Source organism: Streptomyces sp. NBC_00414 (assembly GCF_036038375.1).
Taxonomy (GTDB): Bacteria; Actinomycetota; Actinomycetes; order Streptomycetales; family Streptomycetaceae; genus Streptomyces.
Genome location: NZ_CP107935.1, coordinates 1,334,566 through 1,350,903, shown reverse-complemented (window position 1 = coordinate 1,350,903; position 16,338 = coordinate 1,334,566). Strand labels below are relative to the sequence as shown.

Here is a 16,338-nt window from a genome sequence, read left to right as displayed (position 1 = left end):
CGTCGCGTGCGTCGAGGAGAGGATGCGGGAACGCCCGGTGGCAGGGCCGTTCCCACGCCGGGTGGGACCGGTCAGGGGCGGTACGCGTCGCCCGGATGGGCCAGGTCGTACGGGCGCAGGTACGCGGTGGGCCGGTAGCCGGTGTAACGGGCCGGAGTGGTCGGATCGGCCTGCGCGGCCCGTGAGTTGAGGGCCGCCGCTCCCGTGTCGCCCCACCGGCCCGTGTCGACCCGGTGCTCCAGCGTGTCCAGCGCGGCGAGCTGTTCGGCGGGACTGAAGGTGCAGTGGCCCGCGTTGTCGACGTACGCCTGACGGAGCAGCGGCCGGGAGCCGCCCGCGGTGGCGGCCCGCAGGTAGGCGCTCTCCGTCTGTACGGGGACGAGGGCGTCACCGGTGGTGTGGATGGTGAGCTGAGGCTTCGTCAGCTTTCCGGTGAAGGCACTGCTCCGGCTCATCCAGTCGACCGCGGCCTCGTCGGCCTTGACGCGCGGGGCCTTGTTGAGCGTCCGGAGGTCGTCCGTGAGGGAGCGCCCGGCCGCCTTGTAAAGCCCCTTGACCTCCTCGTACGCCGAGGACGCGCGCAGCAGTTTCGTGTAGTCGACCCCTGTGTTCCAGGACGAGTTGCCGCCCGCCAGCGTCTCCGTGTCCTGACGCCAGCTGAACGCCGCCGTCGCGAGGAGACCCCGGACGGCCGTGTACTGGTTTGCCTGCTGGGCGGTCCGGTCCTCGGGCGCGGGGCGGGGCTGGGAGGGGTCGTTCCAGCCGGGGATGTTGTGCAGGGCCGCCGCGAGGGCGATGCGGGCGCGGCCGTCCGCGGAGTTCTGCGCCTCGGCGACGACACCGCTCAGCGCGCCGGCGGCGGCCGTGGCGGCCGCCTGGTCCGGGAAGTCGGCCAGGGGGATCGAAGCGTCGGGGGCGAGGAGGGCCTTGAGGGCGAAGACCGGGTCGAGGGTGTTGTTCCAGTTGGCGACGCCGCCGTGGACCAGCCCGCAGACGGACAGGGTGCCGTCGACCCGGTCCGCGTGGTGCTCGGCGATCCGCGTGGTGACCAGGCCGCCGTACGACTGGCCCCAGGCGAGGGTCCGCCGGGCCGCCCCGAACCGCTCGGTGAAGGCGTCGAGCGTCGCCAACTGGTCCGGCACCGCGTGTTCCACCGCCCACCCGGTGGTGGCGTACGACGAACCGACGAGCGCGTAGCCGTCCCCCAGGAGGAGGTCGCGGGTGGCGGGGTCCGTGACGTTCTGGGCAGGGTTGGGCGCGCCCTTGGGCCGGAAGCCGTGACTGAAGAGGAGCACGGTCCCGTTCCAGCCGGCGGGGACGTCCATGACGTACGTCGCGCCGGAGGACAGGGTGCCCTCCACATGGACGTTCTCCACGGGCACGGCCTCCGCGGTGGCGGAGCGGGCCGGGGCCGCGGTCGCCAGCAGCAGGACGGCGACCGGGAGGAGGTGACGGCGTTTCATGACGGGGTCCCTTCCGGGGCGGGGGAGGGGGCGGGGACTGGATGGCCCCAGTGAAGTTAGGCATGGTTGCGTCGGTGGTCAATAATTTGCACAACATCAATGTGTGCCGAGTCATGACCTGGTGCTGTCATGACTCGGCGCCCACCCCCGCGGTGGGGGTGGGCGCCTGACGGCCGTGCTCCGGTGGGTGATCAGGAGCCGGTGGGGCAGGTGTTCCTGTACTCGCTGATCTGCGTGTTCGTCGCGGGCGCCGGGCACAGGAACTTGTCGTACCGGACGTCCTCGTCGACGAAGCGCTTCAGCCAGGCGATGCTGTACTTCGCGATCGTCACGTTGGAGCTGAGCGCGACGTTGTGGTCGGCGCCCCTGAGTTCCAGGTAGGCCTTCTCGGGTGCGGCGGTGAGGCTGTCGTAGAACACCTCGGCGTGCGAGCCGGGCGAGGCGATCACGTCGTTCTCGGCGCCGATGATCATCGTGGGTACCCGGTCGGTCTGCCAGGTCTTGTCGTTGTTCCACGGCATCAGCGGCACGGCCGCCTTCAGCGAGGGCCGCGACTCGGACGCCTTGAGCGAGCCGCCCCCGCCCATCGAATGTCCCATCACCGCAAGGCGGTTGGGGTCGATCCGGGTCCGCACGGAACTGGACTGGACGAGGTAGTCGAGTGCGTTGAGCATCTGGGTGGCGCGGTCGTCGGGCTGGTCGAAACCGGAGTTGGTGTCCAGGGTCAGGACGACGAAGCCCTGGGACGCGAGGCGCGGGCCGTACCAGCTGATCAGCGCCTCCGGGGTCACGAAACCGGGGCTGACGACGACGGCCCCGAACGTGCCCTGACTCGTGTCGGTGGGGTAGTAGGCGGTGCCCTGCTTGAAGTTCGGCCCGTCGACCGTGGTCTGCGCGGTGGCGAAGGGACCGCGTTCGGCGGTGACGGACTGTTCGGTGGGGTCGGGGCCCCGTTGGTAGTCCCCGGGTCCGGCCTGAGCCTCCTGGGGGAGGACGCTCACGCTCACCGCCAGGGCGGCGGCGCCGGACAGGAGGCCGAAGCGTTTCGCGGTGCGGGTGCTCACATGTCTCATGCGGCCAGAGCATGCTGACCGATGGTCAGCGGCGCTTCTGGTTCAACTGCTGAATTCTGAACCGAAGTTTGTCAGGGCAGCACGGAACGCCGCACGGACCTGGTGCGCAGCGCGAGCTGCGCGTCGAACCGGAACACCGGATCGCCCAGCTTCTCGCCGTACAGGGCGGTGAGTTGGCGCAGCCGGTTGCGGGCGGTCTGCGGATGGATGCCCAGCGCGGCGGCCACCTCCGGGGCCGTGCGTCCACCGGAGGCGAGCAGCGCTTCGAGTGTGTCCGTGAGCCGCTCCGCCTTGCCCGGCGGCAGGGCACGCAGCGGATCGAGCACCTGGTCGCAGAGGAGGGCCCCGATCGGCGCACCGTGCAGGAGCTGCAGTTCCGCGAGATGCTCCTCGGCCCGCAGGTGCCCGAGACGCCGTCCCAGCCGGGCGCAGTGCAGCGACACCCACGCCTCGTCCAGCGCGACGCTCGGGCCCACCGCCGCCCCCGCCCCCTGAAGAGGGCTCAGCAGTCGTTCGTCGGGCAGCACCAGGTGCAGCTCACCGCCCCGGCTCACCCGCAGCACCTCCTCGTCGACCGCGCTCACGTCGGCGGCGGCGGGCAGGACCGCGCACCGGACCCGTTCCGGCAGCGGCCAGGCGGCCCGCCGGGCGAGGTCGGGCAGGGGTTCCGCGAGCGGATCGCGGTGGCGTTCCAGCAGCCGTGCCGCCAGCAGACGGCGGGTGCGCAGCACCTCGTCGGCGGCGCCGGCCCGTGCCTCCTCGAAGCCCGTCACCGACTCCTCGGCCAGCGCGTGGATGTGGGTGAGCACGGCCTCGCTCAGCGGGACGGCTATCTCGCCGGAGAACGCGGCCTCCCGCGCCACGTCCACATAGCGGCGGCAGGCGACCCGGGCACCGATGCGATAGGCGGCCTGCAGCCCGTCCATGCCCCGCCCGTTCAGATACTCCAGTCTGCCCAGCCGCCTGAAACGCGGCACATAGTGCTGCTGCGGCCCGTCCGGCTCCTCGACCAGCTCGGTGAACTGGGTGGCCGCCAGCCGTACGGCCTCGGCGAGATCCTGCGCGACGGCGGAGCCGAGGGGCTGCCGGTAGCCGCGTACCTCTCTGCGGATGGCCTGGACCATCTCCGTGGTCAGCTCCGGAAGCCGGGCCCTCAACAGCGGGGCGAGTCCCGGAGGCAGATCGTGCCAAGGACGCCTGGGTAACAGCGGATCAACACCTGACACGTCCAACTCCCTTGACGGTCCACGCCCAGGAGCGCCCCCGGAAGGGGCGCGGGGAACTGTGCGCCCAGCCCCCACCGGCCCGCAGGTTCACCACATGCGCACAGCGGACACGACCTAGCACGGCACGGTGAGTCGTCGTGGTCCGGAGTGTAAGGCGCATGACACTTTCACCGTCGGTTCACGCACGGAATCTGGCGTACCTCACACGGGCCCCGCAGTCTTGCCCAGCCCCACCGGAACCCACGGGAGGTGCCTTGACCCCCACGTACGCACAGGCCTTGGGTCCACAGGACGCCGTACCGCTGCCGCGCGACACGCGCCGGATGCTGCTGCGGCACATCCCTGCCGCGATCGACGAGATGGAGGAGGCGGTACGCACCGGCCTGCCGCACTACACGCACGCCGTCGAGGGCACGCACGGCTACTCGGTGCGCCAGATCATCGACCGCACGGTCAGCTGCTTCGTCTCGATCCACGACGCCACCAGGGCGGGACCGGCCGCCACGGCCGAGGTCATCGCCCTGTACGAACGCATCGGCGCCCGGCACGGTCTCCTCGGCTGCCCGCTCGACGTGCTGCGCGACGCCCTCGACCTGGCCGGGCGGGTGGCGTGCCGGCGGCTCATTCAGGACGCGTACCGGCTGCACTGGCCCGCGCCCCTGCTGGCCACACTCACCGAGGACACCTTCACCCTGATCGGGACGGCCATCGCGGCCGCCTCGCGCGGCTACGCCGAGGAGTGCCACCGGGCCCCGCTCGACGTCCAGCGGGACCGGCTGCGGGACGCCCTGGTCGCCGACCCCGACGACCGGACCCGGCCGCTCGCCGAACTGGCCGCGGCGGCCGACTGGCGGCTGCCCGGCACGGTCGCCGTTCTCGCCCTGCCACCGGGCGACCATCCGCAGACCCGGGTGCTGCCGCCCGAGGTGCTCGCCGACCGCAGCCCCGCCGCGCCCTACCTCGTCCTGCCCGACCCCCGTACACCGGGGCCGCGTTGGCTGCCGAAGACCATCGGGGCCGCGCTGGGGCCCGCCGTGCCTCCCGAGCGGGGCGCGGTGTCGTTGCGGTGGGCGCGGCGCGGTCTGGAACTGGTCGAGCGGGGCCTGCTACCCGCCGGCGCCCCGCTGCGCTGCGTCGACCACCTGGCCGCTCTGACGGCGTTCCGGTCGGGCGACCTCCTGGAGGCCGCCGCGGCGGACATCCTCGGGCCGCTCCTCGAACTCCCGCCCAGGCGCCGGGAACCGCTCCTCGAAACGCTGCTGGTCTACCTGCGGTGCGGCGACAACGCGGTCCTCACCGCGGACCGCCTGCACGTCCACGAACAGACGGTCCGCTACCGCCTGCGCCAGATCACCCAGCTCACCGACGGCACCTGCCCGGACCCCGAACGCCACCTGGAGACCATGCTCGTACTGACCTGGCTCCTGTCCCCGGCGGCCGCCTAGGACAGGTCCTGGACGCCCGGGTGCCGGCGGCACCCGGGATCCGGCGCGGCGCCGGGCTCCCCGGTGGGGTCCGGCGCCGCCGCGTCACGCATGTCAGGCCGCGTCGATCCCGTTCGTGCAGGCGGCGCCCGGCTCGGGGGTCTGCGGGCCCTGCACGTACTTCGTGAGGAACTGCTGGACCCGCGGGTCGGACGCCTTGTCGACGGTCAGCTGCTTGCCCCACGCCGACAGCATGAGGGCGCCGGCCTGGTCCTTCACCGGACTCATCAGCGTGTAGGGCGTCTTGCCGACCTTGTCCGCCAGCGTCTTGACGTCGGCGTCCGCAGCCTTGTCGTTGTACGTGATCCACACCGCGCCGTGCTCCAGCGAGTGCACCGCGTTCTCGTTCGGTATCGCCTTGGTGTAGACCGAGCCGTCACACGTCATCCACGCCTGGTCGTGGTCGCCGCCGACCGGCGGGTTCATCGGGTACGACACGGCCTTCGAGACGTGGTTCTGGGTGAGCTTCTTCGCGTTCCACGACTTCTCGCCCTTGACCGGCTTCTTCGCGGCCGCCTGCTGCTGCTCGTCCTTGTCGTTCGCTCTGTCGATGTAGAACGCGCCGAATCCGACGAGCCCGGCGACGATGACCGTGCTGACCGTGATGGTCAGGATGCGGTTCCTGCGCTCGCGGGCCTTCTCGGCGCGGCGCATCTCCTCGATACGCGCCTTGCGGGCCGTGGAAGCCGACTTCTTGCTGGTTCTGCTCATGGGAATGCGTTCCTTGTCCCCGTCGCGCCGGATCGTCCGGGCGGCGGTGGGTGAGGGGTCGGACGGACGTCGTCGCACGGACGTCGGTCTAGATCCGCTGCACCTGGAGGACATGGAGGTCGGGAGCCCCGCGCGCGGGCGGCAGCGCGGGGACGCGCCCCGCCGTGGTCACGTGGGTCATGGCCGGGATCCGTGGCGCCACCGCGGGGAGGGGGTGGGCCCCCACGGGCAGCACGGCCCGCGCCTCCCGGGTTGGCAGACCGCAGCACTGGTCGTGCTCGGCGGGGGAGCCCAGCCGTTCGTGGTCGACGGAGACGGTGGCCGCCGGTACGGAGAGCGGTGTCGCCCGGCTGTGCGACGGCACGTATCCCAAACACACCACCAGCACGGCCACCAGGACCGCGAGCAGCACGGCCGGGCCGGGGCACAGCGCCGCGTCCCGCGTGACGCGGCGCGCTCGCTGTGACATCCGGCTGCTCATCACGGTGATGTTATGCGGTGCCTGTGACAGCGGCTCCGGGACCCCGCGGAACGACGGGGCACTCACAGACTCTTGCGAGTAGACACTGTCTACTCGCGACTGGTAGACAGTGTCTATGAGTGAACGGGAAGCGGGACGGCCAGATGTAGGGCAGTCAGATACAGGACAGGCAGATGCGGGACAGGAAGCGGGGCTGCGCGCCCGGCTGGTGGCCGTCGGCGTGGATCTGGTGACCCAGGAGGGGGCGCAGGCCCTGTCCCTGCGGGAGATCGCCCGCCGGGCCGGTGTCTCGCACGGCGCGCCGCGCCGCTACTTCCCCACCCACCTGGAACTGCTGTCCGCGATCGCGCGGGAAGGCTTCGCCGAGCTGGGGGCCGAGGTGTCGGAGGAGTTGCGCGGCGGCGAGAAGGCACCGCGGGCCCAACTCGCCGCGCTGGCACGGATCTACGTCGGCTACGCGCTCTCCCACCGCGGGATGTACGAGCTGATGTTCCGCCACGACCTGCTGGAGAGCAACCGCCTGGGCCTGCGCGAGACCAGCCTGCCGCTCTTCGGGATTCTGGCCGACCTGGTGGGCCGGGCCCGCCCCGACGTGCGGGCCCCGGAGGTCGCGGGCGCGCTCTGGGCCAACCTGCACGGCGTCGCGCAGCTGTGGGGCTGGGGCAGTCTCCGGCTCGCCACGGGGGCGGACGGCGTCGAACCCTTCGTACAGGCGGCTCTGGACGCTCACCTCGGGCCCGGGCCCCGGTGAGCGCGGCGCTCCGGCAACGCCTCACGCTCGCCGCAGGTGTCACTGGAGCCGCGGTCGTGGCCCTCGACGGAACCGTGACGACCGTCGCGCAGCCCACCCTGCGCCACGACCTCGACGCCTCGTTCGTGCAGGTCCAGTGGATCAGCACCGGCTATCTCATCGCGGTGGCCTGTCTGCTCGTCTTCGCCGGCCGACTCGGTGACCGCTACGGACACGGGCGGGTCTTCGCCTTCGGCGTGTTCGGCTTCGCCCTGGCCTCGGCGGCCATCGGTCTGGCGCCCGGTATCGGCTGGGTCATCGCCCTGCGCGTCGCCCAGGGGGTCTTCGGGGCGCTGCTGCAACCGGCCACCCTCGGCATGCTGCGCGCCGCGTATCCACCCGACCGGCTCGGCATGCCCGTCGCCCTGCGCACGAGCGCGATCGGAGCGGCCGCCGCGTTCGGCCCTCTCGTCGGCGGCGCGCTGATCTCGCACTTCGGCTGGCGGTGGGTCTTCTTCCTGAGCGTGATACCCGCGCTGGCGGCGGGCGCTCTCGCCCTCGCCGTACGGGTACCGGCGCACACCTCGGGCGTACCCCTGGACCTGCCCGGGGCGGCCCTCCTGGCGGTGACGCTGATCTGCCTGGTCCACACGCTGGTCGGTCTGCCGGGCTCCGGCGGGACCGCGGCCACCGTTCTCGGCGTCCTGTGCACGGCGGTCGCCTGCGCCGCCTTCGTCGGCCACGAACGCCGTACGGCCGGACCGCTGATCCCGCCGGACGTGTTCCGCTCGACGACGGTCACCTCGGCGCTCGGGGTGCTGGTGGCGGTGTCGGCGGCGATGTTCGGCTCGCTGTTCCTCGGCACGTACTACCTCCAGGACGTGCGGGGCCTCGACCCTCTGCGGAGCAGCCTGCACGCGCTGCCGCTCGCCCTCATGATGGTGGTCGGCGCACCTCTGACCACCGTAGTGTTCCGCCGCTTCGGCCCCCGCCGGACCGTCGTGTCGGGCGCGGCGCTCGTCGCGCTCGCCACCCTCCTGATGTCCCGCCTCGACCGGACGTCGGGCTCCCTGGTGATCGGCTGCTGTTTCCTGCTGCTCGGCGCCGGTTTCGTGTCCGTGATGGTCACCGCCACCGCGGTCCTCGTCCGCGCGTCGTCCGTGGCGGCCGCGGGTGTGTCGGGCGGGCTCCAGCAGACGGCGATGAACGTCGGACCGATGCTCGGGGTGGCCCTGGCCACCGTGTTCAGACCGGCCGACGTCTCGACGACCGGCATCGCACTGCTCATCCTCGCCGCCGTCGCCACGCTCGGCGCGCTGCTGGCCACCGGGCTGCCCGCCACGTCGGACGACGGACGGCCGGCGGTCAGGGTTTGACCTGGATCAGGGCGTGCGTTCCGCTCGTACGCCAGGACTCGGCGCCCGCGTCCAGTTCCGTGAGGGTGCCGGGCGTAAGGCCGGTCACGACGTCGCACTTGAGGGTGCGCAGGGCCGCCACCGGGCCCGGGAAGTAGGCGGTGGCCTCGGCGAACGGCGTGGTGGCGGGCCAGTGCCGGTCGCCCACCAGACGGCGGTAGTTGAGGTCACCCTTCATGACGGTGAGCGTGGCGGACGCGAAGTCGTCCCGGAGGTCGGCGGGCATCCGGTCGTAGGAGTGCGGCGCGCAGGAGAACGGGTGGCTGCGCAGGATCAGCCGTCCGTCGCCGACGGCCTGCCGCAGCCGTTCACCGACCGCCGCCGCGTGGCCGGACGCCCCGGTCAGCCGGTCGAGACAGGCGAGCGTGTCGGTGGTGGTGGCGTCCGAGACGTAGTACGGGTACGGCTTGAGGTGCAGGACGACGGAGGCGGCCCGCCCGCCGGCCAGCAGATGGTCGGCGAGGACGAGGTCGGGCAGCAGCTCGGGCCCCGCGTTGTCGGCGACCAGACAGACCTTGCCGGGCTCTCCAGATTTTCCGGACCCGCCGGCCGCGAGGATCTCCCACAGCGCGTCCGAGTCGTCGGCGACGAGGCCCTGGACCCGGTCGCCCAACCCGGCCTCACCCGCGGACAGTTGGAAGCCGAGGTCGGCCCGGTTGCCCCAGAGGGAGGAGAGCAGGAGCGTACGGTCCCGTTCGTGCGGCGGGAGTTCGGGGAGGCGGTCGAGCGCGGACAGCTCGTCGTCGACCTTGGAGCCCGCGAGTTCGGCGTTCTTGAAGGGGGCGAAGGGGTCGATTCCCAGCCAGGGGCCCGGTGCGAAGTGGCCCAGGGCCGCCAGGAGTTTGCGGTAGAAGAAGCTCTCCGCCCAGAGGAACGGCACGTCCGCCCAGCGCTGCCCGTAGTACGGCTCGTCCCGCCAGAGCCCGGCGCCCGGCTCCGCGTCGTCCAGCCGCTCGGCGAACCCCTTGGTGGTCTCGTCGAGGAGACCGTCCAGCGCGTGCTGCTGCGCGGGCGGGTACGGGGTGGCCCGCCGGACGCGCTCGATGAGGGCCGGGTGCCGCTCGTCCAGCACACTGCGGGCGAAGGAGCCCGGGGTGCCGACGACGACGGGGGCCGGGTCCCCGGCGCCGGAGACGACGTCTGTGGTGCCGGTGCCGGTGCCGGTGCCGGTGCCGGCGTCGGTGGGGGCTCGGCCGGTGTGGTGACTGGGGCGCGTCATGTCCCCAGTAAACCGCCCGTGCCCACTGCCTGCGGCCCGCAGCGGGTGGTCACACCGTGACAGGGACTCCCACCACCGGGTCGCCGGGTGTGTGTCAGCCCCAGCTCTGCGAGTACTGGTTGCGGTAGCGCTTGCGGCCCCGCTCCGAACGGATCCGCAGGGCCACCAGCGCGAGCAGACTCCCCGCGATGACGAACAGCCCGGGGCCGAGGTTCCGGTACTCCCCGAGCCGGTCGAGCGCCGAGGCGGCGTTGTCGGTCTGACCCTCGGGAACCGTGCTCGCCGGGCCCATGGCCCCGGGCAGGACCGCGCCGCCGGGGGCCGTCGAGGCCGTACCGGGCGGCACCGCGGCGGCCGCGTCGTTGTCCGCGCCACCGGTGCTTCCGGACGAGGGCGCGGCCTGACCGGCCGCTCCGGGATCGGTCGCCAGCTTCACACCGAGCGAGTCCAGCGCCTTGGTCACCGGCTGGAAGAACGTCGTGCCGCCGGCCTTGCAGTCGCCGCTGCCGCCCGAGGTGATGCCCATGGCCAGTCCGTCGGCGATCATCGGGCCGCCGCTGTCGCCCGGTTCGGCGCACACCGTGGTCTCGATGAGTCCGGTGACCGTGCCCTGCGGGTAGTTCACCGTCGCGTTCAGTCCGGTCACCTGGCCGGACTGAAGACCGGTCGTGCTGCCGCTGCGGAAGACCTTCTGGCCGACGGCCGGATCGGCGGCTCCGACGATCCGTATGCCCTGGCCGCCGCCCACGGCCACGATGTCGGCGCCGCTCAGGGTGGTCCCCGGGGCGTACCGCACGAGCGAGAAGTCACCGCCGGGGAACGAGCCGGACACGGTGGATCCGACCTGCTTGCTGCCCTGCTGGTCCGAGAACCACGTCGTGCCCACAGGACCGCAGTGGCCGGCCGTGAGGATGAAGTTGTTCTGCCCGTTCGTCACGTTGAAGCCCGCCGAACAGCGTCCCGAGCCGGCGAACATCGCGTCGGCGCCGTTCAGCCGCGGGGTGAAGGTGCCCTCCGTCCGCTCCATGCGCACGGACGCGCCGATGCCCTCGGCGACCTCGGTCAGCCGCGCCCACTCGGCCGCGGAGACAGTGGTGTCGGCGCGGACCACCACCTGGTTGGTCTTGTAGTCCATCGCCCAGGAGGTACCGGCCACCTTGGGCGCGTCCTTCAGCGCCTCGGTGGCGGACTTGAGATCCCGCATGGTGTGGCGGACGACCTTGGCGACGGCGCCCTCCTCGCGTACCTCGGCCGCCGCCTTCTCGTCGGTCACCGCGACGACCGGACGCCCCTTGGCGTCGATCCAGCTGCCCGCCGTACGCGAGTCGCCCAGCTCGGAGACCAGTTCCTGGCCCGTCCGGGCGGCCCGGGTCTCGGCATTGGGGGTCTTCGTGTCGCCCGACGTCTCGCTCGCCATGGCCTGCGTGACCATCAGCCCTCCGCACGCCAGCCCGCCGATGGCGGCGAACCGTGCGATTCGCTGAACATTCCGTCGTGCATGCCTCATTCACGGCTCCCGTGCGACTGTCCTGACACAGCGTCACTTCTTCGGGCGCACCCGTGAGGTGAACGCCCTCCTTCAGTACGTGCCGTCACGCGGTCCGGTTCACCGCGCCGCCCGGCCGTTGGGAGTGGCCGGAACCCGCCTGTCGTGGGGGCCGCGCCGCCCGACACGTTTTGCCGAAACGGCAAGGTCTCTCGCCGCTCGACGAGAGCACCCTCATGATCGGCGGCAGAGGAACTCGGACCGAGGAGGACAAATGCCGCAGGAAGTCAGCCCGCTCACCCCGGCGGACGCCCAGCACCGGCTGGTGGACGTTCCCGGTGGCCGCATCCACCTGGTCGAACAGGGCACCGGCCCACTGGTCCTGCTGGTCCACGGTTTTCCCGAGCTCTGGCACTCGTGGCGCCACCAGCTCCCCGCGCTCGCCGCGGCGGGCTACCGGGCGGCCGCCATCGACGTACGCGGATACGGGCGCTCCGCGACGCCCGCCGACCCGCAGGCGTACCGGATCGGGGCCCATGTCGAGGACAACGTGGCGGTCGTCCGCGCGCTCGGCGAGGAGACCGCCGTGATCGTCGGCCACGACTGGGGCTCGACCATCGCCGCCGACTCCGCGCTGCTCAGGCCCGACGTCTTCACCGCCGTCGGACTGCTCGGAGTGCCGTACGCGCCCCGGGGCGGCATGAAGCCGACCGACGCCTTCGCCATGATCGGCGGGGACGAGGAGTTCTACGTCGGTTACTTCCAGGAGCCGGGCCGCGCGGAGGCGGAGATCGAGCCGGACGTACGAGGATGGCTCGCCGGCTTCTACGCCACGCTGGCCGGGGACACGATGCCCGCGTCGGGAGAGGGCGCGGTCTTCTTCGTCCCGAAGGGCGGCAAGCTCTCGGACCGGTTCGTGAAGGAGCGCCCGTCCTGGCTCACGGACGAGGAACTCGACTTCTGCGCGGCCGAGTTCGAGCGGACCGGCCTGACGGGCGCCCTCAACCGCTACCGCAACATGGACCACGACTGGGAGGACCTCGCCGGCCAGGAGGGCGCCCCCATCACCCAGCCCTCGCTTTTCGTCGCCGGTGAACTCGACGCCTCCATCGCCTGGTTGGCCGACGCGATCAAGGCGTTCCCCGGCACCCTCCCCGGCCTGGTCTCCTCACACCTCGTCGAGGGCAGCGGCCACTGGGTCCAGCAGGAACGCCCCGACGAGGTCAACCGGCTCCTGACCGACTGGCTGGAGACCGTCAACGGGCCGACGCCACAAGCCCCGACTCGTACGCGATGATCACGAGCCGCACCCGGTCCCGGGCGTCCAGCTTGGCCAGCAGCCGGGACACATAGGTCTTGGCGGTGGCGACGCTGATGGACAGCCGCTCGGCGATCTCCGTGTTCGACAGCCCGCCGCCGACGAGCGCCAGGACTTCGCGCTCCCGGTCGGTGATGCCGCCGACCGTGCGCGCGGAGGGGGCCGCCGACACGGGCCGGTCGGCGAAATCCCTGATGAGACGGCGGGTGACACTCGGCGCGAGCAGTCCGTCCCCGGTGGCGACGACCCGGATCGCGTCGAGGATGTCCTCCAGCGCCATGTCCTTGACGAGGAACCCGGCGGCACCCGCCCGCAGCGCCCCGTAGAGACAGTCGTCGTCATCGAAGGTGGTGAGGACGATGACGTGGGTGCCGCCTTGCCCACCCGTGATCAGCCGGGTCGCCTCCATGCCGTCCATGCCGGGCATCCGGATGTCCATCACCACGACGTCCGGGTGCTCCTTCTCGGCGAGCGCCACCGCCTCGGCGCCGGTGCCGGCCTCCCCGACGACCTCCAGACCGGACTCGTCGGCGATCACCATGCGCAGCGCGGCCCGGACGAGGGGCTGGTCGTCGGCGAGTACGACGCGGACGGTCATCGCACACCCGCCGGTGCGGGCAGCGCGGGACGAGGTGTGACGGGCATACGCCGATCGTAGCCACCCGACTCCCGCATGCCATCCGACCGTGGGTGTACACCCCCGGGCGACACCCGCCCGCGCGATTGTCGGCGCCGGCCGGATGCCGAACGGCCCTGCCTGCGGCCACCGTTGGGCATGTGATCGAAGTCAATGAACTGACGAAGCGATACGGCGGCACCACCGCGGTCGACGGCCTGAGCTTTTGCGTGCGGCCCGGACACGTCACCGGGTTCCTCGGCCCGAACGGCGCCGGGAAGAGCACCACGCTGCGGATCGTCCTCGGCCTGAACGACCCCACCGGCGGATCCGTCACCATCGACGGCCACCGCTTCCGGGACCGGCCGCGCGGGCTGCGTCACGTCGGCGCACTGCTGGACGCCCACGACGTGCACGGCGGTCGCACCGCGGCGGCCCACCTGTCCGTACTGGCCCGCGCCAACCGCATCCCGCGCCGCAGGGTGGACGAGGTGCTGGAGGAGGCCGGCCTCGCGGGCGTGCGCCGACGCCGGATCAGCGGGTTCTCCCTCGGGATGAAGCAGCGGCTCGGCATCGCGGCTGCCCTGCTCGGCGACCCGCCGGTGCTGCTCTTCGACGAACCCCTCAACGGGCTCGACCCGGAGGGCGTGAAGTGGCTGCGGGGACTGTTCCGGCGGCTGGCCGGCGAGGGCCGTACCGTGCTGGTCTCCAGCCATCTGATGTCGGAGATGGAGAACACCGCCGACCAGTTGGTCGTCATCGGCCGCGGTTCGCTGATCGCCGCCGAGAGCCTGGCCGGATTCGCGGCCCGCGGCACCCGCCCGAGCGTGACCGTACGGACCCCTGACACCACGGCACTCACGGGACTGCTGACGGGGGAGGGGGCGCGGGTGCGCCAGGAGGCGGGCACGCTGACGGTGACCGGCCTGAGCGCGGACCGGATCGGCGAACTCGCGCTGCGTCAGCGGGTGTTGCTCACCGAACTGTCCACCCGGGCCGCCTCCCTGGAGGAGGCATTCATGGAACTCACCGCCGACAGCGTCGACCACGCGGCAGGAGAAGCCCGATGACCGACACGAGCAGTGCCGCCCATACGGCCGGTGCCAGTGCCGCCGACACGGCCACTGCTGCGGCCAGGGATGCCACGGCCACGGCCACGCTGGCCCGCGGCCGAGTCGCCGAGCCCCGCGCCCGGTTCCGTGACCTCGTCGCCGCCGAGTGGGCCAAGTGGTGGTCGCTGCGCTCCAGCGGCTGGGCACTGGTGGCCACGGCGCTGACCGTCATCGGCTTCAACGTGGGCATCGCCTATGACACGTACCGCTACTGGTCGGAGCGCGACACGGCGTCGCGGGCGGACTTCGTCCGGGACGGGATCCCCCTGTCGATCGCCTTCTCCGCGAACGCCGCCATGCTCCTCATGCTCGCTCTCAGCGCCATCGGATCCACCGTGATCGTCGGCGAGTACCGGACCGGACTGATCCGCACGACGTTCACGGCCGTACCGGCCCGCCGTTCGGTGATGGCGGCGAAGGTGTGCGTGGTCACCGTCGTCACGACGGTTTTCGGGGCGCTTGTCTCGGTAGCCTCGTTCGGGCTGACCCAGGCCGTCCTGTCCGGCCGGGACGCCGGTGTGGCGATCGGCCATCCCGGTGCCCTGCGCCTGGTCGTGGCGTCCGCACTCCTCGCGCCGCTCTCCGCGCTCGTCGGTCTGGCCCTCGGTACCGTCCTGCGGCACAGCGCGGCCACCATGACGGCCAACGTGGTGGTCCTTCTGCTGCTGCCCCTGGTCTTCAGCGCCGACCGCCACTGGGCGGCCGTCGTCGAGCATGCCCTGCCGACCGGTGCGTGGAACCGGCTGACGGCCGTCGGTCACCAACAGGTCGCCCACCCGTGGACGGTCGGCGGAGCGTGGACCGTCTACGCGGTCTGGGCCGTCGTCGCGGCTGTCGTCACCGTGGCCCCGGTGCAGCGCCGTGACCAGTGACGGTGGCGGTCAGCCGGTCAGGGGCCGCCACTGATCCTTCTGTTCGGAGCCGACACTGTCGAGCCACACCAGCGTCCCGCCGATCAGGCCGGGCTTGTCGCGCGCGGCCAGGGCCGGGGCTTCCAGCATGTCGGCGGCCTCTTCCAAGTAGGTGACCAGTGTGTCCAACACCTCGTCCGGGGCCTCGTCGTAGCGGGACCACCGGCCCAGGAAACCGGTCGCGGTGTCCAGGTACAGCCCCATGGTGGTGTCGGCCGGGCCCAGCGCGATCACCGGAATCCGGGTCGCCTCCCACACGGTGATCCGCTCCTCCTCGGGACGGCCGGCGTTCAAGGAGTGCTGGTGGGCCTGAGAGTCGGTCTTCAACCGGTAGCAGGCGACCACTTGGTCGAAGTTCATCAGAGCCCTGTTGCCCGGAAGGCATCCCCAGCCGTCGGCCCCGTCGTCGCCCGCGGTCAGCATCCACAGGACGCGCAGCTCGACGGGTACCGGGATGCCGAGGTCCTGTTCCAGGGCGGCGACGGCGGCGGGGTCGGCGCCGGGGCGGAGCGCGGCGTAGGAGTCGGGGGCGTTGTGCTTCAGCCAGGTGGTGATGCGCTGCCAGGCGTCGGCGACTTCCCGCACGGTGACCGCGGTGAGAACCGGATCGCCGGGTCGGTCCTCGACGGACCCCCGCCCCAGCTCAACCCCCTGCGCCTGTCCCTGCTGCTGTTGCTCCTGCCTCTGCCTTTGTCTCTGCCCCTGCTTCTGTTCCGGAATGCCGGTGGAGGGTTCGGTGGAGGGGACCGCTTCGAGGAATCGGATCTCGATCCGGTCCGGTTCGCGGATGTAGCCGACGGACAGGTCGGGGCAGTCGTCGAACATGGCGCCGTCCACGGTGACCGTCAGGATGCCGGGCAGTCCCGAGGGGCGTCCCATGTCGGGGTCGTCGGCCAGTTGGCCGGTCAGGGCCTTCAGCGCGTAGGGGGCGTCCGCGCCGAGCCGGGCGGCGGATTCGCGTACGTCCGGCTGGACTTCGACCTTCACGGCCTGATGCTCCTCGCTGATCGGAAACAGGACGGTCCGTCCTCGGAGCCACATGTGTGCCCTCGTACCCACAGTAGGGCGGCGCGTACACCGGCGGGCGGCGTGG

General features: G+C 71.9%; 15 protein-coding genes. 6 read left to right on the top strand and 9 right to left on the bottom strand.

The genetic code is table 11. From position 1 onward, the window contains the following. Nucleotides 1-71: 71 nt before the first annotated feature. The 3 genes from OHS59_RS05950 to OHS59_RS05940 form a co-directional block, all read right to left on the bottom strand. Nucleotides 72-1,463, bottom strand: coding sequence for an alpha/beta hydrolase family protein (locus tag OHS59_RS05950; protein WP_328492343.1), 1,392 nt, complete (start codon nucleotides 1,461-1,463; stop codon nucleotides 72-74). Between the two features lie 191 nt (nucleotides 1,464-1,654). Then, the gene (locus OHS59_RS05945) at nucleotides 1,655-2,536 is read right to left on the bottom strand and encodes a poly(ethylene terephthalate) hydrolase family protein (protein ID WP_328492342.1); all 882 of its coding nucleotides are present in this window, start codon (nucleotides 2,534-2,536) and stop codon (nucleotides 1,655-1,657) included. A 71-nt stretch (nucleotides 2,537-2,607) separates the two neighbouring features. After that, nucleotides 2,608-3,762, bottom strand: coding sequence for a helix-turn-helix domain-containing protein (locus OHS59_RS05940; RefSeq protein WP_328492341.1), 1,155 nt, complete (start codon nucleotides 3,760-3,762; stop codon nucleotides 2,608-2,610). A gap of 278 nt (nucleotides 3,763-4,040) precedes the next feature. Between OHS59_RS05940 and OHS59_RS05935 the strand changes: the two genes are divergently transcribed. Continuing rightward, on the top strand, nucleotides 4,041-5,207 hold the full coding sequence (locus tag OHS59_RS05935; RefSeq protein WP_328492340.1) for a PucR family transcriptional regulator: 1,167 nt from the start codon (nucleotides 4,041-4,043) through the stop codon (nucleotides 5,205-5,207). Between the two features lie 93 nt (nucleotides 5,208-5,300). Here OHS59_RS05935 and OHS59_RS05930 read toward each other — a convergent pair whose 3' ends face one another. Both OHS59_RS05930 and OHS59_RS05925 read right to left on the bottom strand, forming a co-directional pair. Then, nucleotides 5,301-5,957 carry a DUF3105 domain-containing protein gene (locus OHS59_RS05930; RefSeq protein WP_328492339.1) on the bottom strand — a complete coding sequence of 219 codons (657 nt, stop codon included), beginning with the start codon at nucleotides 5,955-5,957 and terminating at the stop codon, nucleotides 5,301-5,303. Nucleotides 5,958-6,045: 88 nt separating this feature from the next. Further along, nucleotides 6,046-6,438: a hypothetical protein gene (locus tag OHS59_RS05925; protein WP_328492338.1), complete on the bottom strand. Its 393-nt coding sequence runs from the start codon at nucleotides 6,436-6,438 to the stop codon at nucleotides 6,046-6,048. Between the two features lie 115 nt (nucleotides 6,439-6,553). Between OHS59_RS05925 and OHS59_RS05920 the strand changes: the two genes are divergently transcribed. Together OHS59_RS05920 and OHS59_RS05915 are read left to right on the top strand one after the other, a co-directional pair. Continuing rightward, the gene (locus OHS59_RS05920) at nucleotides 6,554-7,189 is read left to right on the top strand and encodes a TetR/AcrR family transcriptional regulator (protein ID WP_328492337.1); all 636 of its coding nucleotides are present in this window, start codon (nucleotides 6,554-6,556) and stop codon (nucleotides 7,187-7,189) included. Next, nucleotides 7,186-8,544, top strand: a complete 1,359-nt coding sequence (locus tag OHS59_RS05915) for an MFS transporter (protein WP_443061387.1) — start codon at nucleotides 7,186-7,188, stop codon at nucleotides 8,542-8,544. Before OHS59_RS05920 ends, OHS59_RS05915 begins: the two co-directional genes overlap by 4 nt. On the opposite strand, the gene OHS59_RS05910 is transcribed toward OHS59_RS05915, so the two are convergent. Further along, on the bottom strand, nucleotides 8,534-9,802 hold the full coding sequence (locus OHS59_RS05910; RefSeq protein ID WP_328492335.1) for a damage-control phosphatase ARMT1 family protein: 1,269 nt from the start codon (nucleotides 9,800-9,802) through the stop codon (nucleotides 8,534-8,536). The two genes, OHS59_RS05915 and OHS59_RS05910, sit on opposite strands and share 11 nt — an antisense overlap. Before the next feature lie 94 nt (nucleotides 9,803-9,896). After that, the gene (locus OHS59_RS05905; protein ID WP_328492334.1) at nucleotides 9,897-11,309 is read right to left on the bottom strand and encodes a S1 family peptidase; all 1,413 of its coding nucleotides are present in this window, start codon (nucleotides 11,307-11,309) and stop codon (nucleotides 9,897-9,899) included. 253 nt (nucleotides 11,310-11,562) lie between these two features. Here OHS59_RS05905 and OHS59_RS05900 point away from each other — a divergent pair, with 253 nt between their 5' ends. Then, nucleotides 11,563-12,585, top strand: coding sequence for an alpha/beta fold hydrolase (locus OHS59_RS05900; RefSeq protein WP_328492333.1), 1,023 nt, complete (start codon nucleotides 11,563-11,565; stop codon nucleotides 12,583-12,585). Here the strand turns inward: OHS59_RS05900 and OHS59_RS05895 are convergent. Next, nucleotides 12,545-13,204, bottom strand: coding sequence for a response regulator transcription factor (locus OHS59_RS05895; RefSeq protein WP_328492332.1), 660 nt, complete (start codon nucleotides 13,202-13,204; stop codon nucleotides 12,545-12,547). The genes OHS59_RS05900 and OHS59_RS05895 overlap by 41 nt on opposite strands. A gap of 179 nt (nucleotides 13,205-13,383) precedes the next feature. Between OHS59_RS05895 and OHS59_RS05890 the strand changes: the two genes are divergently transcribed. Both OHS59_RS05890 and OHS59_RS05885 read left to right on the top strand, forming a co-directional pair. Next, nucleotides 13,384-14,292: an ATP-binding cassette domain-containing protein gene (locus OHS59_RS05890; RefSeq protein ID WP_328492331.1), complete on the top strand. Its 909-nt coding sequence runs from the start codon at nucleotides 13,384-13,386 to the stop codon at nucleotides 14,290-14,292. Then, on the top strand, nucleotides 14,289-15,206 hold the full coding sequence (locus OHS59_RS05885; protein WP_328492330.1) for an ABC transporter permease: 918 nt from the start codon (nucleotides 14,289-14,291) through the stop codon (nucleotides 15,204-15,206). The genes OHS59_RS05890 and OHS59_RS05885 overlap by 4 nt, the downstream gene beginning before the upstream one ends. 9 nt (nucleotides 15,207-15,215) lie before the next feature. Here OHS59_RS05885 and OHS59_RS05880 read toward each other — a convergent pair whose 3' ends face one another. Beyond that, nucleotides 15,216-16,232 (bottom strand): hypothetical protein, encoded by a 1,017-nt coding sequence (locus OHS59_RS05880; RefSeq protein ID WP_328492329.1) that lies wholly within the window; start codon nucleotides 16,230-16,232, stop codon nucleotides 15,216-15,218. Between the last annotated feature and the right edge of the window lie 106 nt (nucleotides 16,233-16,338).